Consider the following 20,563-nt stretch of genomic DNA (forward strand, 5'->3'; position numbering starts at 1 on the left):
GCCGGGCTCGGCCTCGCGCGGACCGGCCGGGCCCTGTCGGCCCGCGCGGCGGAGCGCGCGGCGCGGGCGCGACGGGCACCGGCGGAGCGCCCGCCCGCCGTCGAGGAGACGGACGCGCGCGTCCTGGACCGGCGTTCCCGGTCGATCCTCGGCCGCCGGCACCCGGCCCTGCTCGCCGCCGCCCTGGTGGTCCTGCTGCCGGCCCTGGCGCTGGCGATCTACCTGTTCGCGGCCTTCGTGAGCCTGCCGCCGCTGGGCGGCGCCGTGGTCGAGACCGGCCAGCGGGCGATCACCGTCGAGGCCGACGACGGCCGGGTCTTCGCCACCCGCGGCAGCTTCCGCGGCCAGAAGCTCACCGCGGCCGACCTGCCGCCGCACCTCGCCCAGGCGATCGTGGCGATCGAGGACCGCCGCTTCTACAGCCACTGGGGCATCGACCTGCGCGGCCTCGCCCGGGCGGCGTGGCGCAATCTCCGCGGCGGCGGCGTGCGCGAGGGCGGCTCGACCATCACCCAGCAATATGTCCGCCTGACCTCCCTCAACCAGGAGAAGACGCTCTGGCGGAAGGTGCAGGAAGCCTTCCTGGCGCTGCGGGTCGAGTCGACCATGAGCAAGGACGCGATCCTGCTCGGCTACCTCGACTCCGCGTATTTCGGCGCCGGTGCCTACGGGGCGGACGCGGCGGCGCGGCGCTACTTCGGCAAGCCCGCCAAGGCGCTGAACCTGCCGGAATCGGCGATGCTGGCCGGTCTGGTGCGGGCGCCCTCGCAGCTCGCCCCGACCCGCAACCTCGGCGGCGCCAAGGAGCGCGCCGACGTGGTGCTCCAGGCCATGGTCGAGACCGGCGCGATCTCGCAGGCCGAGGCCGACGCCGCGCGCAAGCAGAGCGTGACCCTGAAATCGCCCCCCGAGGCGCCGCCCGGCACCAACTACTTCCTCGACATGATCGCGGGCGACGTGAAGCGCCTCGCCGGCACCGACGGCGACATGACGGTGCGCTCGACCCTCAACCTCGACCTGCAGAGCCTCGCCGAGGGCGTCGTGGCCCGCCGCCTCGACAAGGACGGCGCCCGCCGCAAGGTCGGCCAGGCCGCCATGGTGGTGCTGTCGAAGGAGGGCGCGATCCTCGCCATGGTCGGCGGCCGCGACTACGAGGACAGCCAGTTCAACCGCGCCGTCCAGGCCAAGCGCCAGCCCGGCTCCCTGTTCAAGCTCCTCGCCTACCTGACGGCCTACGAGAAGGGCTACACGCCGGAATCCGTGATGGTCGACCGCCCGGTCCAGATCGGCGACTGGCAGCCCGAGAACGACGACGGCCGCTACCGGGGGCCCGTGCCCCTGCGGACCGCCTTCGCGCTCTCGATCAACACCGTGGCGGCCCAGCTCGGGCAGGATGTCGGCATCCCGGCGGTGATCGCCACCGCCCGCAAGCTCGGGATCCAGTCGGACCTGCCCAACGTGCCGAGCCTCGTCCTCGGCTCGGGCGCCGTGAGCCTCCTGGAGATGACCCGCGCCTACGGCTCGGTCCTGTCCGGGCGCACCCCGCTCCAGTCCTACGGCATCCAGGCGATCCGCGGGGCCGCGCCGCAGCCGCTCTACGTCCGCACCGACGCGGCCCCGGGCGCGATGCTGGCGCAGGAGCCGCGCACCATGATGCTCGACTCGCTGCAGGCGGTGGTGGAATCCGGCACCGGCCGCGCCGCGCGGGTGCCCGGCCAGATCATCGGCGGCAAGACCGGCACGAGTCAGGATTTCCGCGACGCGTGGTTCGTCGGCATGACCCCCGACCTCGTGGTCGGGATCTGGGTCGGCAACGACGACGACAGCCCGATGAACCGCATGTTCGGCGGCGAGATGCCGGCCGGGATCTTCCACGACTTCGTCCAGCGGGCCGCCGAGAAGCTCGCGAAGGGCAAGGCTCGCCCCTCGGCGGAGCGGGCCGAGCCGGCCCGGCCCGCCGCCGCGCCCGCGGCCGAACCGGTCGCGGCCGGCGAGGTCCGCGGCGTGCCGGAGGTGATCGATACCGGCACCCTCAACCTGCGCGGGCGGGTCGTGCGCCTCCTCGGCGTGGTCGGCGAGCGCGGCCATCTCGCCCGCCAGCTCGCCAGCTACCTGCGCCGCCGCGAGGTGGTCTGCACCGGCCTGTCCGACGGGGCCACGGCCCGCTGCCGCATCGAGGGCGACGACCTCGCCGGCCTGATCCTGGCCGCCGGTGGCGCCCGCGCCTCCGAGGACGCCCCGCCGGACCTCCTGGGCGCGGAGGAGCAGGCGCGCGCTGAGCGGGTCGGGCTTTGGGGCCGGTGAGGCTCCAGGGTCGTTCCCGACCGGATCGTGACGGCCGCGATCGCCGAGCCTGAGCCGCACGGGGCGCGGGTCCCCTCTCCCGCACGGGAGAGGGGGCGTGGGAGCGAAGGAACGGCGAGGCTGCCTCGGCCGGAATCATCGTCCTTTCAAGCCGTCGCAACGCGATCGGGAACTGCGCTAGCCGGCCCCGAGCTTCGCCAGCGTCCGCGGGTCGGGGTCGGCGTCGAAGTAGCGCGCCAGCGCGTCGGCGAAGACCGGCTCCCCCGGCACGGCGCGCGCGAAGAGCGTCATGCTGGAGCGGAACTTCAGATCGTCGGGCGAGCCGAAGATCGCGTGGGCCGAGCGCCCGGCGACGGCGTTGACGGCCGCCGTGCAGGCGCGCAGGCGCGCGCCGAGCACCGGGTGCGCCGCGTAGGCCTGCGCCTCCGCGAGGGATCCGATGGCGTAGCGCTGCGCCATCGGGCTCGCGCCGAGGCCAGCGATCTGCGGGAAGATGAACCACATCCAGTGGCTGCGCTTGTCGCCGGCCTGCAATTCCGCCAGGGCGCGCCCGTGGACGCCCTCCTGCGCGGCGACGAAGCGGCCGAGGTCGTAGGTGTCGCTCATGCGCGGCTCCGTTATTCCGGTCCCGCACCGTCAACCGCGCGGCGCCCGCCGGGGATGCAGGCGCGGGTCCGGAGTGCCGCTGACGCCGTGCCGGGATTGGTGTAAGCGCCGCCCATGCTCGGAACACTCGTCGCCTTCATGGTCGCGAACCCGGCGATGAGCCACGCCCTGACGGCGATCCCCGAGACCGCCGGGGTGGCGGCCGCTCTCATCCTGCTGCGCAGTCCCCGACCGGAAGGCATCGCGGCGCTCGTGGTCTCGACCTACTATTACGGCCGCGAGGCCGGGCAGCGGGAACACGCCCTCAAGCACGCGGGCTGGGACGCCGTTCAGGCGCATCTCGGCGCCGAGTTCCTGTACGGCTGGTCCCTGCCGAACCTTCAGCAATGGGTGGCGCCGACCTGCGCGGCCTGGGCGGTCGCGGCGGTGATCCATCTGGTCCGGTCGCGGATGGCGCGGGCGGCTCCGCCGGGTGGCCGGCTCAGGCGCGGGTGAACGGTCCGTCCGACGGCCCGATCTCGCTGCGGTCCCCGAGGAGCCGCCGGCCCGAGGCGATGATCTGGACCGTCTCGCGGCTGGAGCACTGGCGCCGCGCCAGGGCCTCCAGGTCGCGCAGGTAGTCGATCACCGGGCCGCGGTGCTTGTCGGCGCGGCCGATCACCGGCTCGACCTTGGCGGTCACGAGGCCGCCGACCGTGTCCCAGAACTCCGCCGGTCGGATCGCGGCGTCGCCCATCGCAGGCTCGTGCATCCCCGGTCTCCTCTAGGCTCGCCACCGATGGTGTCGCGCGTTTCGGCCGCCCGCGCATTCACCCATGTTGAAGACGCTCCTCAGGAGCGCGGGCCTCGCGGCATCGTCATCCGCGCGCCGGGCGATCCGGCGGGGCGGCATCCGGTGCGCCGCCCCATAATGGACCGCGCCACCGCGCGTGTTTCGGATCGACCGCAGGGAGCCCGCATGCCCGCCGACGACGTCCCAACCCACGATGGCCGCGCGCCCCCGGCCGGGGAGAGCCGCCTCCGCTCGATCGCCAAGGCCGTGAGCTGGCGCGTCGTCGGGAGCCTCGACACGCTGCTGCTGTCCTACCTGTTCACCGGCAGCGTGCTGGTCGCCGGCTCGATCGCCTCGACCGAGACCGTGACCAAGACCGTGCTGTACTACCTCCACGAGCGCGGCTGGGGCCTGATTCCCCTCGGTCGCACCTGAGATCCGTCCGGGAGGCCGCGTTGCCCGCCAGCTCCGCCCCGCCGCCCGGCGGCGTGACATCCTCGAGAGCCCGAACCGGAGAGAGCCGCATGCCGCAGATCACCGTCGGAGGACTCGGCCTCCGCTACCACCTCGAGGGCCCGGAGGACGCCCCGGTCGTCGCCTTCTCGAACTCGCTGGGGGCGACCCTGGAGATGTGGGACGCGCTGATGCCGGCGCTGGCGGGGCGTTACCGGACGCTGCGCTACGACACGCGCGGCCACGGCGGCTCGGAGACGCGCGACCCGCCGGTCGCGATCGCGGATCTGGCCGGCGATCTCGCGGGCCTTCTGGACGCCCTCGGCATCGGACGCGCCCATCTCGTCGGCCTCTCGCTCGGCGGGATGACCGTGCAGGCGCTGGCGAGCGCCGATCCCGGACGCGCGCTCAGCGCCACCCTGATGGCGACGGCGGCCTTCCTGCCGAGCCTGCAGAGCTGGGACGAGCGCGCCGCGACCGTTCGCGCCCAGGGGACGGCGGCCGTGGTCGAGGCGACGCTGGGGCGCTGGTTCACGCCGGGTTTCGCGGAGCGCGCGCCCGAGACGGTGCGGGCTGTCCGCGAGCGATTCCTGGCCTGCGATCCGGCCGGCTACGCGGTGTGCTGCGGGGCGATCGGGCGCATGGATCTCCGTCCGGCGCTCGGAGCCATCACTGCGCCGACCCTGGTGATCGCCGGCCGCGACGATCCCTCGACGCCCCCGGCCATGGCCGAGGAGATCTGCGGCGGCATCGCCCAGGCCGAACTCGTCGTGCTGCCCCGGGCGGCGCACCTGCTCGCCGTCGAGCGCGCCGAGGCGGTCGGCGGCTACCTGCGCGCCTTCCTCGACCGCGCCGCGCCGGGCACGTAGGCGGGCCGCGGCGGCGCCGTCCCGTCAGTCGCCCGAGTGTCCGGGACCGAGCGCCGCTTCAGTGGCAGGCGATCCCGACATCGGCGGGCGACATCCCGCGCGCCAGGCGCCGCCCGGTCCGCAGCAGCGCCTGCCCGAGCAGCGATACGGTCAGCGCGTCGCCGTCCTGCTCGGCCAGCCGATAGGCCGCGAGCAGGGCGTCGCCGAGATCGCCGAGCGTTGCCGCCGGCTCCGCGTCCGCGCGCTCCGGCCGGCTCCCGGCAATCCGGTCGCGTCCGTCCGCCGCCGCCGCGCCGTGCGGTCCCTCGGTCAGCGCGACCTGTCTTGCGCGGCGTCTCGCGTTGCCGTCGTCCTCTGGTGAGCCGTTCCGCATCGTCTTGGTCCCTCAACCACCTCGAGGGTGCACCTACAGGTTGCGGACCGTCAACTCCCTCCGATCGCGCCCGGCGAGCGGTCGAGCGTCGCAGCCGGCGCGGCGGTCGGACGGGGTGTCGGATGTTCCGCCGGCGCGGGAGCGGCCGGAGCCCGCAGAACAATCGCCGCGATCCACAACTTTTACGTGCAGGCTCCATGGATCGGCGCGTCCGGGCGAAGGTTCAGGGTCGCCATGAACGCAGCAAGGCCCCCGCGGTCAGCGCCGCGGAGGCCTCGCTCATCCAGGCTCCATCAGGAGCGCGCGGACGGTTTTACTTGATGAGGGCCAGGAGAGCCTTGCCGGCCTTGGAGTTCAGCTCCTTAGCGTCGAGGGTGCCGTCGTTGTCCGGGTCGGCCAGCTTGAAGCGCTCGCCGACGGCCGCGAGGTACTCCTTCTTGTCGAGGGTGCCGTCGCTGTCCGGATCGGCCTGCTTCACGCCGGAGGAGCTCAGGCGGCCCTTCAGCTCCTTGGCGTCGAGGGTGCCGTCGGCGTCCTTCTCGAGACGGTCGAAGGTCGCCGAGGCCACCGCCTCCACTTCCTTCATGTCGACGGTGCCGTCGCTGTCGGTGTCGATCATCTTGACGGCGCTCGCCCCGCTCATCGGCTTGGCGAAGGCGGCCGGAGCGGAGAGGCCGCACACCGCGAGGGTGACCGCCGCGAAGCCACTGATGAAACGTGAGGTCATTGCCAGATGCTCCCGAAATTTGATGCCCGATCTTCCTAGTCTCCGACTCACCGTGCCGCAAGTGCGAAATTCGACCCTGTGGGTTGCGTGCTGTCCCGAGCCGCGCTTCGAAGACGCGGCATAGAAAAAGGGGCCGGCGCGAGCCGACCCCCGAAGAGAGCGCATAATCGCCGCTAGGCGATTCGCGCGGCGATTCAGTATCCGTAGCCGCGCCGCGTCACCGGGCGGTCGTCGTCGAACCGCTGGCGCCGGTAGAGACGATCCTCGTCGTAGGCGCGGTCGCGCCGATACTCTTCGCGGCGGAAGTCGCGCTCCCGCTGGGCGCGGGAGCGCAGGTCGACGCTCGGCCCGTCGGGACCGATATCGATTCGCTGCGCCGCAGCGGGGACGACGCTCGTCAGGGAGGCGGCCAGGACGGCGCCGGCAAGCAGGGTCTTCATGGGACTCTCCTTCGTGCGTTCGGGGTCCAACCCGTCCTCGCGCCGATCGTTCCCGATTTTCTCCCGTTCTTCCCGGAGCCGACACAGATCCCGTCGGATCAGGCGAGCGTCGCCAGGTCCTGAAACCAGTGCTGCGCCTGGACGTAGTTCTTCACCCGCGACGACAGGGCGTGCGGATTGGTGTCGTGAACGACCCAGACCTGCACGGCATCGTCCACGACGATTTCGTGGATGCGCGCGAGCAGCCGGTTCTGCTCGGCCACGTCGAGGCTCGCCTTCACCTTGTCGCAGAGGGCGTCGACCTCGGGATTGCGGTAGTGGCTCCAGTTCACGCCGTTCGGCGCGATCTGCCGCGAATCGTAGAAGCGCAGGATCGCGTAGAACGGGTCGGAGGTGACGTAGGCGATGTTGCCGGCGCTGACGCCCTTGAGGCTCGGATCCGCGGCGCCCTGGCGCCACGCCGTGTAGGCCACCTCCAGCTCCACGGTCTTGAACGCCACCTGGATGCCGATCTCGGCCCAGCTCTGCTGGACGAACTCGTTGATCGGCAGCGACAGCATCTGCCCGGTGCCGCCGGTCGGGATCAGGACCGTGGCCTTCACGGGGTTCTTCACCGAGTAGCCGGCCTCCTCGACGAGCTTGCGCGCCGCCTCGACGTCGGTCCGGATCTTGAAGCCCGGCTTGCCGAACCACGGGCTCGATTCCTGGACCTGGCCGACGGCGGGCTGGGCGAGGCCGCCCATCAGCTCGACGACGCCCGCGCGGTCGATGGCGAGGTTGGCGGCCTTGCGCAGGCGCAGGTCGCGCCAGGGCGAGCCCTCCACCATCGACAGGTGGTAGTTCCAGACATGGGGCGTCTCGTTGCCCACGACCCGCATGCCGGCGGCCTTCAGGCGCGGCACCGCGTCGGGCGCGGGCGTCTCGATCAGGTCGACGCTGCCGGACAGGAGCGCGTTCACCCGGGCGAGGTCCTCGGGCACGCAGGCGAGGGTCAGCTTCGCGAGCTTCGGGACCCGCTTCGGGTTCCAGTAGCCGGTGTTCGGCAGCAGCTCGAGGCGCACCCGCGGCACCAGCTGCCCCATCCGGAACGGCCCGGTCCCCGAGGGCTCGAAGGCGAACTTCGCCCAGTCCTTCCCGACCTTCTCGTACTGCGCCGGCGACGAGATCAGGAACCAGAGCATCTGGTAGGGGAACAGGCTGTCGGGCGTCTTGGTGACGACCTGGACGGTCTTGGCGTCGACCTTCCGGTAGCCCGCGACGCCGGGCAGGCGCGGGCGGACCTGGGACGCCTGCCGCTGGTCGAAGTGCGGCGCCTCCTTGTTCAGCACCTTGTCGAAGTTCCAGATCACCGCGTCGGCATCGAAGGCCGACCCGTCGTGGAAGGACACGCCCTCCCGCAGGTGGAACGTCCAGACCTTGGGGTCGGCCGGGTCGGCCTCCCACGCGGTGGCGAGGCCGGGCACCATCTTGCCCGGCCGGTCGGCGACGTCGAGTTCCCAGGCGACCAGGGGATCGTAGAGGGTCAGCCCGGTGAACTGGTAGCCGCCCGCGCCCCGGTCCGGCTGGCCGGTCGTGAGCGGCAGGTCGGTCATGGAGATGCCGTAGGTCAGGGTGCCGGGGGCCGCGCCCTGCGCGCCGGCGCGGCCCGCCGCCCCCAGCGCCGCCAGGGCGACGCCCCCGGCCATCAGGGATCGGCGTGTCGGCTTGATCGGGTTCATCGTGTCTCTCGGCTGAAGGCGCGGGCGCCGCACGGAACGGCACCCGCCCTCGGGTGCGCGGCGGCGCGGCCCGGGCCTCCACCCCATGCTGCATACAGAATGATGCACGCATCGTGCCCAATGGCCGCCGGCGTCCCCCCGGACAGCCCGGGGGTCAGGCCTCCCAGACTTGGCCGGGCCTCAGGGCGACGAAGCGCTCGGCCGGGATGCCGGCCCCGCCGAGGGCCGCCGCCAGCGCCTCGGCGGGCCGCTCGACGCCCTCGTCGGTGAGCTGGAACGTGCCCCAGTGGTGGCCGAGGGCCTGCTCGGCGCCGAGCAGGCCGAAGACCTTCACCGCCTCGGACGGGTCGACGTGCTGCGCCTGCATGAACCAGCGCGGCTCGTAGGCGCCGATCGGCAGCGTCGCGAGGCGCGGCGGCCCGAACCGCGCCCGCACGTCGGAGAAGAGGGCGCCGTCGCCGAAACCGGTGTCGCCGACATGGTAGTGCACGCCGCGGGGCGAGGTGATCACGAAGGCGCACCACAGCGCCATGCGCCGGTCGTTGACGCCCCGGGCCGACCAGTGATTCGCGGGCGTCAGGTGGACCTGCAGCCCGTCGCCGAGATCGACCGACTGTCCCCAGTCGCGAGTCTCGACATGCATCGTGTCGTCGTAGCCGCGCAGGATCGTGTCGTTGCCCAGCGGCGCCACGATCAGCGGCTGGTGCGCCTGCCAGAGCCGGGCGAGGCTCGGCCCGTCGAGATGGTCGTAGTGGTTGTGGGTGACCAGGATCGCGTCGATCGGCGGCAGGTCGGCGAAGGCGATGCCCGGCGGGTTGACGCGCTTCGGCCCGGCGAAGCGGACCGGGCTCGCGCGCTTGGCGAAGACCGGGTCGATCAGGATGTTCCGGCCGGCGACCTGCACGAGGTAGCTCGCGTGGCCGATCAGCACGACCCGCAGGCCCTCGACGCGCTCGGGCGGCCGGTCGGCCGGGTATGGGCTGGGGAAGCTCTTCGGCCAGGGCTCGCGCTGCCGCTTGGCCTGCCAGCGCAGCACGTCGGGGAGCGCCTTGTCGGTGGACTGACCGGGCAGGAAGAACCGCAACCCGTCGAAATGGTCGGAGGTCGGGCCGCGGTAGTACGGGTTCCGGCCGCGCCGGTGCGCGGCGTAGCCGACGCCGCCGAGCGTCATGACCGTGGCCGCACTCGCGACCGTGAGCAGGCTGCGCCGTTTCATGGGTCCGAGATGGCCGGAACCGGGGACCGGTCAAGCACTGCCGCGGCGCGGCGGGGAGCCTCAGGGCGGTTTCGGCGCTTTGTCAGGGACGTCCGCAGGGACGCATCAGGCGGGAGGAGCGCGCCGGCTCACTCCACCATCTCGGCAGCGAGCGACAGGCGCGCCCGGTAGACCACCTTGCCGACGCCGTCGCGGACGCAGGCCACGTAGTCCTGGCGCTCGACCTCCGGCAGCATGTCGCGGGCGATCGCCGACATGATCCGGGTGACCTTGGCGCGGGCCGCCGGAAGGTCCGGCAGGTCGAATCCGACCTCATCGTGGATCGGCTGGGAGCCGTCGTGCAGGTCGATGAAGTAGCGGGGCATCGGCGCCAAGCATCTCTAAGAGAAGTAGTCTGCCGACAGGATTGGTCTTGCTATGGTTAACAGTGCCTTAAAAGCCGAGCTTTGAGGCCGCTCGACGTGTGCGCGAGAGCGGGTCCCGGCCTCGCTGCGCCGCGCCCGACCCGCCCCGGCGTTTCGGGACGCCGCGGGCCGGCGCGGCCCGGCGCGGGAGGCTCCATCGGCGGACGCGGCCGGGTGAGCCGCCCATCCGGCGGATCCGGCGGGCCGAAGCCGCGATCCGGCCCGTTCAGGCGGGCCGGCGCCGCGATCCGGTCCTCACACGCCGTCCGGCGGCAGCGCCTCCGTCACCTCGACGCGACGGTTGCCGGCCACCGGAGCCGTCTCCTCGGTGGCGGCGACGTCGCTCTGAGCCGGCGCCCTGTCGAGCGCTTCGGCGACAGCCGCCACGCCCTGATAGCGGGTCAGCCGCCGGTCGATCATGCCGTCGATCCGGTCGTGCAACTCGGACACGGTCAGGCTACGGCGCTTGCCGCCCGTCTTCTCGGTAAACAGGCCGCGATTGGCCCGCGCCGCGGTGCGGAACTCGCGGCCGGCGACCTCGTCGGGCTTCTCGGAGGAGAGCGACAGGAAGCGCCCGGCGCTCGCGGTGCCGAGGAAATGGGCGAGGTACAGCTCGGTCGTGGTGAGCGCGCGCCCGACCCGGGCCTCGATTCGGTCGCGGTCGCGCTTGATCAGCTCGGCCGCCATCAGGGCGGCGACGCGCGGGTCGTTGCGCAGGCCGAGCACCCGGGCGCGCATGCTGCCCGTCACGGTGATCGCGGCGCCCCGGCCCTTCACGGCGGCGGCTTCCTCGGCGAGCCCGTAGCGCGCGCCGTAATCGCGGATCATCTCCAGCCAGGTGCGGGCGACGAACTGGAACAGGCCCTGCGCCGAGGAGGTCGCGGCCTTCGCCGCGGTGTCGAAGCTCGATTCCTTGTCGGCCAGCGCCATCATGTAGACGGGATCGACGCCGGCCTCGTCGGAGGCCTTGACGATCGTGTCGACCACCTTGCGCGGCACGCTGCGCTCGCCGAACTTGATCGCGTCCTGCTCCTGCGTCACCCGCGGCAGGGCCGCGAGGTCGTCCTGGATCAGGGCCGTGGTGGCGGGCTCCTGCTCCGGCACGGGCAGGCCGTTCCAGGCATCCTTCGCCGGGGCCGGCGCCGGTAGCGGTGCCTCTGCCGATGCCGCGGGCGTCTCGGCGGGAACCGCGGCCTCGGACGCGCGTTGAGCGAGTTCCTGAGCGGCGCGCGGGCTGGTGTCGACCCGGTCGTGGGCCTGGGCGGCCGGCGCGAAGTAGGCAGGCGCGAAGGCGGCCTGCGGCAGGCCGAACCCGGCGACGAGCCCGAGAGCCAGCGTCCCGGAGATCCGGCCGAGGCCGGTGCGGCGAAGTGACCGGCGCCCTGCGTCGCGCCCGGCCCGCGGCAGCCACGCCACGGCTTCATCCTCGAAATGCCCCGTGCCGGTCAGGGTCTGCGGCACGAGTCGGTTCACGTCGTCGGCGCAACGCGCCGGCTCCGGGAAAACCCCCATCATCGGTCCTCTTCTAGATCGGTCCTTGCGTCCGCCCGGCTCTGACGGCCGGGTTTTTTTCTGGAAGCGGCGGCCCTATCGACGCCGGCCGTGACCAGAATGGGACGGCCCCGTGATCCAAGCGTGGCACGGTCAAGGAAGGGTTAACCCTCCCGCTTAGGGCCGCGTTAACGCCGCGAACCGGCCTCGCGGGGGACGACGGCGGGGCGATGTTGTCGCATTCGGGTTGGAACGGAGCACCGCCGAGCCAGTTAGGTACGGCCCCGGGGGGGTGAACTTCCGTCCCAGGACGGACCCTTCAAGACGCCACCCGCGTCCCCACAAGGACATCATTTTCCGATGAGCATGCAGTCCGGTCGCCGCGTCGGTGTCGCCTTCGTTGGCATGGGAGGCGCCGTCGCCACCACCGCCATCGCCGGCATCGAGATGATCAAATCCGGCTCCAACCGTCTCGACGGGCTGCCGCTCGCCGGTCTCTCCGTGGCCGGCATGGCCGACTACAAGGACCTCGTCTTCGGGGGCTGGGACCTGAACGGCGACGACCTCGCCTCCGCGGCGAGCGGGCACGGCGTGCTCTCGAAGGACGACATCGAGAACGGCGCCCAGGTCCTGAAGGGCATCACGCCCTGGCCGGCGGTCGGCAGCGCCAAGTTCTGCAAGAACATCGACGGTCAGAACCGGATCGTCGCCAAGGACCACCGCGAGGCGGTCTCGGTGATCGCCAACGATCTCCGCCGCTTCCAGAAGGAGAGCAACCTCGACGACGTGGTCGTGGTGAACCTCGCCTCCACGGAACGCTGGCCCGACCTCAGCGACCCGACCCTGAACTCGACCGCCGCCTTCGAGAAGGGCCTGGATTCGAGCGACGAGGCGATCTCGCCGGCGATGCTCTACGCCTACGCGGCGATCAAGAGCGGCATCCCCTACGCCAACTTCACCCCGAGCGTGGCCGCCGACGTCCCGGCGCTCCTCGACCTCGCCAAGGAGCTGAACGTCCCGGTGGCCGGCAAGGACGGCAAGACCGGCCAGACCATGATGAAGACGGTCCTGGCCCCCGCCTTCAAGGCGCGCGCCCTCCACGTCGACGGCTGGTTCTCGACCAACATCCTGGGCAACCGCGACGGCCTCGCCCTGAACGACCCGAACTCGCTGCAGTCGAAGCTCAACACCAAGGGCACGGTGCTCGACTCGATCCTCGGCTACCCGGTCGAGGACCACCTCGTGCACATCCACTATTATCGCCCGCGCGGCGACGACAAGGAGGCCTGGGACAACATCGACGTCACCGGCTTCATGGGCCAGCGGATGCAGATCAAGGTCAACTTCCTCTGCAAGGACTCGATCCTGGCCGCGCCGCTCGTCATCGAGATCGCCCGCGTCCTCGACCTCGCGAGCAAGCGCGGCGACGGCGGCGTGCAGGAGCAGCTCTCGACCTTCTTCAAGGCGCCGATGGTCAAGAACGGCCACGGGCCGGAGCACGCCTTCGGCAAGCAGGAGCAGATGCTCCGCGACTGGCTGGGCGTGCACTGAGGCATCCCGCTTCGACGGGCACGGCACGATCTCGGTCTGGCCGCGTCGTCGACGACGGGCCGGAACCGGCCCCCTCTCCCGTGCGGGAGAGGGTTGGGGTGAGGGACCCGCTCTTTCCGGAGAGGTCGCATCCCTCACCCTGTCCCTCTCCCGCACGGGAGAGGGGACCCGCGTCCAACCGGACGACGGGCGAATCCGTCCCAGCCGCCTGTGAGGCCGTAAGCCTCATCCGGCCGAGAGAAATGATGCCCCGCGAGAACCACCCGCCGCAATCCGGTGCCGCAGCGCCCGAGGCGCTGCGCGACCTCATGGTCGAGATGAACGACCTCAAGCGCGTCCGCTCCGCGGGCCGTACGGGCTCGATCGCCGAGCGGCTGTTCGCGCAGGGGTGGGGGCTGCTGACCGGCGGCGGCGCGCCCGACGATGTCGCCCTCGACATCACCGCGATCACCCTCGCGGCGACGCGCCTCTGCGACCTCGACGCGGCCTTCCTGACCGCGGCGGGGCTCTCCGAGGCGGACGCCTCCGCGGTGCTGGTGGCGGGCTTCGACGCCGTCACCGGAGAGCTCGATCCGGAACTCCGCGAGCGCCTGCGCGCGCGGCTCGCGCCGCGTCCGGCGGGCCGGCCGGGGCCGCTGCCGGGCTTCGTCGGCGCCCTGGCGCAGCAGCCGCGGGCCGGTGTCACCTGCCCCGGCCGCGCCCGGATCCTGCTGGAGCCGCCGGAGAACCACGCCGAGCACTGCCTGATCGTGGCGGTCTACGGCGTCTGCCTCAGCCCGTTCTACCGGGCCGATCCCGGCACCGTGTTCCTGGCCGCGATGGCCCACCACTTCCACAACGCCGCGATGCCGGATGCCGGCTTCACCGGCGAGATGCTGCTCGGCGACCATCTCGGGCCGATCATGGCCACCACCACCGCCTGGGCGCTCAATGAACTCGACGAACCCCTGCGGGCCCAGGTCGAGCGCGCCCGCGCGGTGCTGCCGGACGACGCCACAGCCGAGGGCCGCGCCTTCCACGCGGCCGACTGCATCGACCGCGTCCTCCAGATCGCCCAGCACCTGCGCGGGGCCTCGACCACGATGGGGATGGTGCTCGACGAGTGGGAGCTGGTCCATGCCGGCCCGGTGAAGGGCTTCCACGATCGTGTCCTCGCCGACATGCGCATCCCTTGATCGCCGGACCCGGTCGCCCATCTGCCCGGGCGGCCCCGAGAACCATGATCCCGTTCGAACTCAGATCGCCGGACACCGGCAACCCGCTGAAGGCCGACGGCCCGCACGCCCTGCGCGACGCGGAGACCGGCGCGCGCTGGCCCGTGATCGACGGCATCCCGTACCTGCGGATCAACCGCGCGGCCCTGGTCGAGCGGGTACTCGCCCATCTCGACGCCGGCGAGCCCGACGAGGCGCTGGCCGCCCTGCTGGTCGATCAGGACGATTGGTGGAACGGGCCGCCGGCCGATCCCGCCGGGATCATCCGCCTGATCAAGACGCGCCGCGAGGCGACCCTGCGCGAGGCGGTCGAGCTCCTCGGCTGGGGCCGCGTCGGCGACTACTTCCTGCACCGCTGGAGCGACCCGACCTTCCTGGCCGGCCTGTCGCTGCTGGAGGCGCACTGGAACGAGCCCGTCTGCGTCTTCGAATTCGCCTGCGGCATCGGCCACTACCTGCGCGAGTTGCAGCGGCGCGGCTGCAAGGTCGCCGGCGCCGACGTGGTCTTCGCCAAGCTCTGGGTCGCGCGCCACTGGGTCGTGGCCGAGAAGGCGCAGCTCGTCTGCTTCGACGCCGGCTCGCCCCACTGGCCGATCCCGGGGGCGCCGGTCGACCTCGTCGTCTGCAACGACGCCTTCTACTTCCTCGAAGACAAGGCGGCGCTCCTCGAGAACCTTCGCCAGAACGCCGGCGACGACGGCTGGCTGGCGCTGAGCCACATCCACAACCGCGACTGCCCGGGTTTCTCGGCCGGCCGCGCGGTGACGGCCGAGGAGATCGCCGAGTTCTTCCCCGACGCCCTGGTCTACGACGACGCGGAGCTGACCCGGGCGCTGGTCGAGGCGCGGGCGCCGGGCCCGCAGGACCCCGCCGCCCTGCGAAGCTGCGAGGCGTTCTCGGTGGTGTGCGGCCCCGGGATGCGCCCGGCGCCGCGCGCCCTAATCGACGGCCTGACCCTGCCGAAGCCCGGCACCGTGCTGCGGCTCAACCCGCTCTACGCGCCCGAGGGCGACGGCTACGTCATCCGCTGGCCCTCGGAGCGCTACGAGGCGGAGTACGCCCCCCGCGCCACGTACCCGCTGCACTCCAAGGGACCGGAGTCGCTGACCTTCGACGAAAGCCTCGATGCGTCGGAGACGCAGCGCGTGCGCGTGCGCGAGTTCGTCGACCTGCCGGAGCGGTGGTGATGGACGCGGTCGGCTGGGGCATCGTCGGCTACGGTTGGGTCGCCCGCGACTACATGGAGCCCGGCATCCGCGCGGCCGGGCACCGGCTGGTGGCGGTCAGCGATCCGAACCCGGAGAGCCGCGCGGCGGCCGAGCGGGCCGGTGCCCGCGTCCACGCCGACCTCGCCGGCCTGATCGCCGAGCCCGCGGTCGAGGCGGTCTACGTGGCGACGCCGAACCACCTGCACCGCGGCGCCGTCGAGGCGCTGGCGGCGGCCGGCAAGGCGATCCTGTGCGAGAAGCCCATGGCGGCGACGCTGAGCGACGCCGAGGCGATCACCCAGGCCGTCGAGTCTCACAAGATCTTCTACGGGACGGCCTTCGACCAGCGGCACCACCCGGCCCACCGGGCGATCCGCGCGCAGGTCGAGGCCGGCCGACTCGGCACCGTGACGGCGGTGCGGATCGTCTACGCCTGCTGGCTCGGTCGCGACTGGTCGGAAGCCGGGCAGCCCAATTGGCGGATCGACGCCGCCCAGGCCGGCGGCGGCGCCCTGATGGACCTCGCCCCGCACGGGCTCGATCTCGTGGACTACCTGCTCGGCGAGCCGATCGCCGACCTCGCGGCCCTGACCCAGACCAAGGCTCAGGATTACGCCGTCGACGACGGCGCCCTGCTGATCGGGCGCACGCGGAGCGGCGTGCTGGCAAGCCTGCACGTCGCCTACAATTGCCCCGACGCGCTGCCCCGCCGCCGCCTGGAAATCGTCGGCACGAAGGGCATGCTCGTCGCCGAGAACACGATGGGCCAGACGGCCGGCGGCTCGCTGACCTTCGTCGACGGCGCGGGCGGCCGCGCGGAGCCGCTCGCCTTCGACGCCGACAGCTCGCCCTTCACCGAGCAGGTGCGCGCCTTCGGCTCGGCGCTGCGCCGGCCCGAGGAGCGGGCCGCGTACGCGGCGTCCCGCGACCTTCACACCATGCGGCTCGTCGCCCGTGCCTACGGGCAGGGGTAGCGGACACAGGATACGCAGCCACGGAATCACACCCCGGCATCTCCCACCCACGCCTTCATCCTGAGGTGCCCGCGTCAGCGGGCCTCGAAGGAGGGCTCCAGGGATCGCGCGTCCGGCTGGAGCCCTCCTTCGAGGCCTCCGCTGCGCTTCGGCACCTCGGGATGAGGGGATGAATGGGAGGGGGTGCGGCGCACGGTTCGAGGAAGACGGGAACACGACGTGACCAACGCAGACGCCTTCCACGACCAGGACGACCGCGCCCGCCACGAGCGGATCAAGGCGCCGCGCCCCTACCGTTTCGGCGCCAAGCGGCCGATCGAGGGCCTGCCCGAGACCTTGCCCGACCCGGTCAGGGCCTATCTCGACGTGCTGCCGGAGGGGCGCGTCGTCGGCTTCCCGCTGGCGCCGCTCGACCGCACCGGCATCCCAGTCTGGTTCGTGGCCCTGTTCCTCGACGACCCGTTCTTCGTGGGCGCGATGCCGTCGGGCATCGGCTACGGCGCCACCGACGACGAGGCGCTGATCGGCGCCGTCGCGGAGATCGCCGAGAACCTGATGCCCTCGCTCGCGGTGCTGCCGCGGGCGAAGGAGCGGGCGAGCTACACCGATCTCGCCCGCGTCTACGGCGCCAAGTCGGTCGCCGACCCGCTGACCCTGTGCCTGCCCGCCGGGTCCCCGGTCGGCCGCGACACGGTGCTCGAGTGGACGCCCGCCATCCGCCACGCCACCGGCGAGATCGTCCTGATGCCGCTCGACGTCGCCGCCACCGACTATTTCGAGCTGTCGGAGGGCTACAAACCCTTCACCAACCTGATCACCAACGGCCTGGGCGCCGGGCCCGACGTGCCCTTCGCGCTGGGCCACGGCGTGCTGGAGCTGCTCCAGCGGGACGGCAACGGCCTGCTGTTCCGGGCCCTCGACCAGGGCGTGATGCTCGACCTCGACGGCATCGGCTCGGAGAACGCCGCCATGCTGGCCCGGCTGAAGGCGCTGGGCATCCGGGCGCTGCCGAAATTCGCCACCGACCAGTTCGGGCTGACCAACCTCTACGTCGTCGGCTACGACGAGGACCCGGCGCGCACCCCGGCGCCGATCGCCCTCTCGGCCTGCGGCGAGGCCTGCGACCCGGACCGGGAGCGGGCGCTGCGCAAGGCGCTGCTGGAGTTCCAGGCGGCCCGGGTGCGCAAGACCTTCGGGCACGGCCCCCTCGACATGGCCGCCACGGTGACGCCGCCGGGCTACGTCGACGCCTTCATCCAGAAGGCGCTGCCCAGCCTGGACCTCGAGGAGAGCCGCGCCCTCCAGGCCATGCTCGAATGGATCGAGATGCCGGCGGCCGACCTGCGCGGCGTGCTCGCCGACACGGTCTATTCCGAGCGCAGCACGAAGCGATTTACGGACTTGCCCTCCACCCCGGCCGCCGACGGCCATGCGCGCGGGAAGATCGCCTGCGACCGGCTGCTGGAGGCCGGATTCGACGTGCTCTACGTCGACTGCACACCGCCGGGCGGCGGGGTCGGCGTCGTGAAGGCGATCGTGCCGGGGCTCGAGGTCGAGACCATGAGCTACTACCGGATCGGCGAGCGCAACACGAAGAAGCTCATCGACCGCGACCATCCGCTGATCCAGTTCGGCACCGAGAGCGAGACCCTGCGGCCGGTGCGGCTGACGCCCGAGGCCCTGGAGCGGTTCGGCGGCCAGCCGCTGTTCGACGTGGCCCTGGCCGAGCGGATCGTCGGGCGGCACTATCCGCTCTACCGCGAGCCGGAATCGCACCACGCGCCGTTCCGCCTCGCCCAGCGGAAGGGGAGGGCTGCGTGACGCTCCGGTTCGCCTACAACACCAACGGCGCGGCCAACCACCGCCTCGACGACGCGATCCACCTGATCAAAGCGGCGGGCTACGACGGCGTGGCGCTCACCCTCGACATCCACCACCTCGACCCCTTCGCCGACACCTGGGCGGCGGAGGCCGGCCGGGTGGCGAGCCTGCTGGAGAAGCTGGAGCTGACCTGCGTCATCGAGACGGGCGCCCGCTTCCTGCTCGATCCGTCCGCCAAGCACGAGCCGACGCTGGTGACCGCCGACGCCGCGGGCCGCGCCCGGCGGGTCGGCTTCCTCAAGCGGGCGATTGAGATCGGCGCCATGCTCTCCGCCGAGGCGGTCTCGTTCTGGGCCGGCGTGCCGAAGCCGGGCGTCGATCCCGGCGAGGCCCGGCGCTGGCTGGAGGAGGGGCTGCACGAGGTCGCCTCGTTCGCCGCGGAATCCGGTGTCGTGCCCTGCCTGGAGCCCGAGCCCGGCATGCTGATCGAGACGCTCGACGACTACGCTTCCCTCGCCGTCCCGGGCTTGAAGCTCGCCCTCGACACCGGCCACTGCCTCGTCACGGGCGAGCGCGAGCCGGCGGCGGCCGTGCGGGAATTCGCCGACCGGATCGGCACCGTGGCGATCGAGGACATGAAGCGCGGCAGCCACATCCACCTGCCGTTCGGCGAGGGCGACATGGACGTGCCGGGTGTCCTGGAGGCCCTGGAGGAGGTCGGCTTCGGCAAGCTGATCTGCGTCGAGCTCTCTCGCGAGAGTCACCGAGCGGACGTGATGATCCCGCAGGCGCTGGACTATCTCCGCGGCTGCCGGCGCCCCGGCCCGGTCCTGGCCGGCGAGCAGGAGACGCGGCGGCAATGGCAGTGAGCATGCCCGTCTCGGCCGATGGGACGCGAGCCGTCATCCCGGCACGGCGCGGGGTCCGGCCCCAGTCCGGCATGTTGGCTCCGACATTCACTCCGACCGCCCGGCTTCGAGATCGGGCGCGGGTCCCCTCTCCCGTGCGGCAGAGGGACAGGGTGAGGGAAGAGAGCTGTCCGAATGGGGCGCGACCGGCGGGCGCGTCGATGAGGCGCTCCATCCTCAACCGTCTCCCTCCTCACCCCGGCCCTCTCCCGCACGGGAGAAGGGGCAGGTCGCGCTCCGTCACCGGCGGAACGCGTCCCATGGTGCAACGATGAGAATCCTCTTCCTCAGCCGCCGCTACTTCCCGGCGATATCCGGCATGAGCGTCTACGCGCAGAACCTGCTGCGCGAGCTGGTCGGTGCCGGCCACGACGTCACGATGATCTCGCAGTACCGGGGCGACGCCTTCGGCACCCGGGTCTACGGGGGCGGGCCGCCGCCGCCGGTGCCGGGCGTGCGGGTGATCGGCCTGGAGCAGCTCGGCGAGCAGGCGTCGGGCGATTTCGAGCGCGACATCGCCGCGATGGTGGACGCGATCTGCCGCGAGCACGCCCGACAACCCTTCGACATCCTGCACGCCCAGTACGGCTACCCCACCGGCTGGGCCGTCCTGCTCGCCGCGCGCGAACTCGGAGTGCCGAGCGTCGTCTCGATCCAGGGCGGCGACGGCCACTGGGTCGGTTCCTGCTGCGAGACCCACCGGGTCGCCATGTGCGAGGTGCTGGCCCACGCCAACGCGCTGCTGATCGGCGGCGCCTCCTTCGTGGACGAGGTCTGCGAGCGGCTCGGGTCGGACCGTGCCCGCTTCACCATCGTGCCCGGCGCGGTCGACACCGACCGATTCGCGCAGGGCACGCCCGACGGGCTGCCCGCGCCCCATCCGGGCCCGGTGCGGCTGTTCTACCACGGCCGGGTCGACCGCCGGAAAGGCGTGCTCGACTTCATCGAGGCCCTGGCGATCCTGCGCGCGCAGGGCACGCCGTTCGCCGCCACCATCTCGGGGATCGGGCCCGACGTGGACCCGGCCAAGGCGCTCGCCGCCGAGCGCGCCTTCTCGGAGCGCGAGATCGCCTTCACGGGCTACGCCGAGTACGCCACCGTGCCGGACCTCTACCGCCGCGCCGACGTGTTCGTCTCGCCGACCTACGCGGAGGGCTTCTCCAACACGATCCTGGAGGCGCTCGCGGCCGGGCTCGCCACCGTCTCGTGCCACGCGGTCGGCGTCTCGGACTGCCTGCGCGACGGGGAGAACGGGTTGCTGGTGAACCCGGGCGACGTCCCGGCGCAGGCCGCCGCGCTGACCCGGATCATCACGGACGCGGATCTGCGCCGCCGCATCGCGACGGCCGGCCTGGAGGAGTGCCGGCGCGTCTACTCGTGGCACGCGGTCGGGCGGCAGATCATGGACGTCTACGCCCGCGTGCGCGGCGAGCGGCCGGCCACCGGCTTCTCGCCGGACCTGCCCCACGATCCGACCTGCCGCTTCCGCGCCGAGCCGCACCTGCTCTGAGCGC

Annotated in this window: 20 protein-coding genes; 11 read left to right on the forward strand and 9 right to left on the reverse strand. The window is 72.3% G+C overall.

The annotated features are described in order from the left end of the window. A partial coding sequence (locus tag ACLBYE_RS05900; RefSeq protein WP_447693432.1) for a PBP1A family penicillin-binding protein occupies positions 1-2,304 on the forward strand: 2,304 nt, incomplete at its 5' end. A 177-nt stretch (positions 2,305-2,481) separates the two neighbouring features. Here ACLBYE_RS05900 and ACLBYE_RS05905 read toward each other — a convergent pair. Further along, positions 2,482-2,910, reverse strand: a complete 429-nt coding sequence (locus ACLBYE_RS05905; RefSeq protein ID WP_447693433.1) for a DUF1810 domain-containing protein — start codon at positions 2,908-2,910, stop codon at positions 2,482-2,484. A gap of 114 nt (positions 2,911-3,024) precedes the next feature. Between ACLBYE_RS05905 and ACLBYE_RS05910 the strand changes: the two genes are divergently transcribed. After that, positions 3,025-3,405, forward strand: a complete 381-nt coding sequence (locus tag ACLBYE_RS05910) for a hypothetical protein (protein WP_447693434.1) — start codon at positions 3,025-3,027, stop codon at positions 3,403-3,405. On the opposite strand, the gene ACLBYE_RS05915 is transcribed toward ACLBYE_RS05910, so the two are convergent. After that, positions 3,392-3,661: a hypothetical protein gene (locus tag ACLBYE_RS05915; protein ID WP_447693435.1), complete on the reverse strand. Its 270-nt coding sequence runs from the start codon at positions 3,659-3,661 to the stop codon at positions 3,392-3,394. The two genes, ACLBYE_RS05910 and ACLBYE_RS05915, sit on opposite strands and share 14 nt — an antisense overlap. Positions 3,662-3,868: 207 nt before the next feature. On the opposite strand from ACLBYE_RS05915, the gene ACLBYE_RS05920 reads away from it, so the two are divergent. Further along, the gene (locus ACLBYE_RS05920; protein ID WP_447693436.1) at positions 3,869-4,117 is read left to right on the forward strand and encodes a DUF2061 domain-containing protein; all 249 of its coding nucleotides are present in this window, start codon (positions 3,869-3,871) and stop codon (positions 4,115-4,117) included. Positions 4,118-4,206: 89 nt separating this feature from the next. After that, positions 4,207-5,004, forward strand: a complete 798-nt coding sequence (pcaD, locus tag ACLBYE_RS05925; RefSeq protein WP_447693437.1) for a 3-oxoadipate enol-lactonase — start codon at positions 4,207-4,209, stop codon at positions 5,002-5,004. Between the two features lie 58 nt (positions 5,005-5,062). On the opposite strand, the gene ACLBYE_RS05930 is transcribed toward pcaD, so the two are convergent. The 7 genes from ACLBYE_RS05930 to ACLBYE_RS05960 form a co-directional block, all read right to left on the reverse strand. Beyond that, entirely contained in the window at positions 5,063-5,377 is a 315-nt protein-coding gene (locus ACLBYE_RS05930; protein WP_447693438.1) for a hypothetical protein, read from the reverse strand. Positions 5,378-5,690: 313 nt separating this feature from the next. After that, on the reverse strand, positions 5,691-6,104 hold the full coding sequence (locus ACLBYE_RS05935) for an EF-hand domain-containing protein (protein WP_447693439.1): 414 nt from the start codon (positions 6,102-6,104) through the stop codon (positions 5,691-5,693). Between the two features lie 194 nt (positions 6,105-6,298). Further along, positions 6,299-6,544 (reverse strand): hypothetical protein, encoded by a 246-nt coding sequence (locus ACLBYE_RS05940; protein WP_091926210.1) that lies wholly within the window; start codon positions 6,542-6,544, stop codon positions 6,299-6,301. Between the two features lie 98 nt (positions 6,545-6,642). Continuing rightward, positions 6,643-8,262 (reverse strand): ABC transporter substrate-binding protein, encoded by a 1,620-nt coding sequence (locus ACLBYE_RS05945; protein WP_447693440.1) that lies wholly within the window; start codon positions 8,260-8,262, stop codon positions 6,643-6,645. Positions 8,263-8,416: 154 nt separating this feature from the next. Then, positions 8,417-9,478: an MBL fold metallo-hydrolase gene (locus tag ACLBYE_RS05950; RefSeq protein ID WP_447693441.1), complete on the reverse strand. Its 1,062-nt coding sequence runs from the start codon at positions 9,476-9,478 to the stop codon at positions 8,417-8,419. A gap of 128 nt (positions 9,479-9,606) precedes the next feature. After that, entirely contained in the window at positions 9,607-9,843 is a 237-nt protein-coding gene (locus tag ACLBYE_RS05955) for a DUF6894 family protein (protein ID WP_020092591.1), read from the reverse strand. A 294-nt stretch (positions 9,844-10,137) separates the two neighbouring features. Then, a complete protein-coding gene (locus ACLBYE_RS05960; protein ID WP_447693475.1) occupies positions 10,138-11,394 on the reverse strand; it encodes a transglycosylase SLT domain-containing protein in 1,257 nt (418 codons plus the stop codon). A 339-nt stretch (positions 11,395-11,733) separates the two neighbouring features. Between ACLBYE_RS05960 and ACLBYE_RS05965 the strand changes: the two genes are divergently transcribed. The 7 genes from ACLBYE_RS05965 (at position 11,734) to ACLBYE_RS05995 (ending at position 20,559) form a co-directional block, all read left to right on the forward strand. Then, the gene (locus tag ACLBYE_RS05965) at positions 11,734-12,924 is read left to right on the forward strand and encodes an inositol-3-phosphate synthase (protein WP_056526026.1); all 1,191 of its coding nucleotides are present in this window, start codon (positions 11,734-11,736) and stop codon (positions 12,922-12,924) included. A gap of 245 nt (positions 12,925-13,169) precedes the next feature. Then, positions 13,170-14,099, forward strand: coding sequence for a hypothetical protein (locus tag ACLBYE_RS05970; protein WP_447693442.1), 930 nt, complete (start codon positions 13,170-13,172; stop codon positions 14,097-14,099). 44 nt (positions 14,100-14,143) lie between these two features. Further along, positions 14,144-15,325, forward strand: coding sequence for a class I SAM-dependent methyltransferase (locus ACLBYE_RS05975; protein WP_447693443.1), 1,182 nt, complete (start codon positions 14,144-14,146; stop codon positions 15,323-15,325). Next, positions 15,325-16,320 (forward strand): Gfo/Idh/MocA family protein, encoded by a 996-nt coding sequence (locus ACLBYE_RS05980; protein ID WP_447693444.1) that lies wholly within the window; start codon positions 15,325-15,327, stop codon positions 16,318-16,320. The genes ACLBYE_RS05975 and ACLBYE_RS05980 overlap by 1 nt, the downstream gene beginning before the upstream one ends. A 219-nt stretch (positions 16,321-16,539) precedes the next feature. After that, positions 16,540-18,141 (forward strand): YcaO-like family protein, encoded by a 1,602-nt coding sequence (locus ACLBYE_RS05985; protein WP_447693445.1) that lies wholly within the window; start codon positions 16,540-16,542, stop codon positions 18,139-18,141. Then, the gene (locus tag ACLBYE_RS05990; RefSeq protein ID WP_447693446.1) at positions 18,138-19,010 is read left to right on the forward strand and encodes a sugar phosphate isomerase/epimerase family protein; all 873 of its coding nucleotides are present in this window, start codon (positions 18,138-18,140) and stop codon (positions 19,008-19,010) included. Before ACLBYE_RS05985 ends, ACLBYE_RS05990 begins: the two co-directional genes overlap by 4 nt. Positions 19,011-19,320: 310 nt before the next feature. Next, complete coding sequence (locus ACLBYE_RS05995; protein WP_447693447.1) at positions 19,321-20,559, forward strand: glycosyltransferase family 4 protein; 1,239 nt, start codon at positions 19,321-19,323, stop codon at positions 20,557-20,559. Positions 20,560-20,563: the final 4 nt, after the last annotated feature.

This window comes from Methylobacterium sp. A52T (assembly GCF_053346095.1).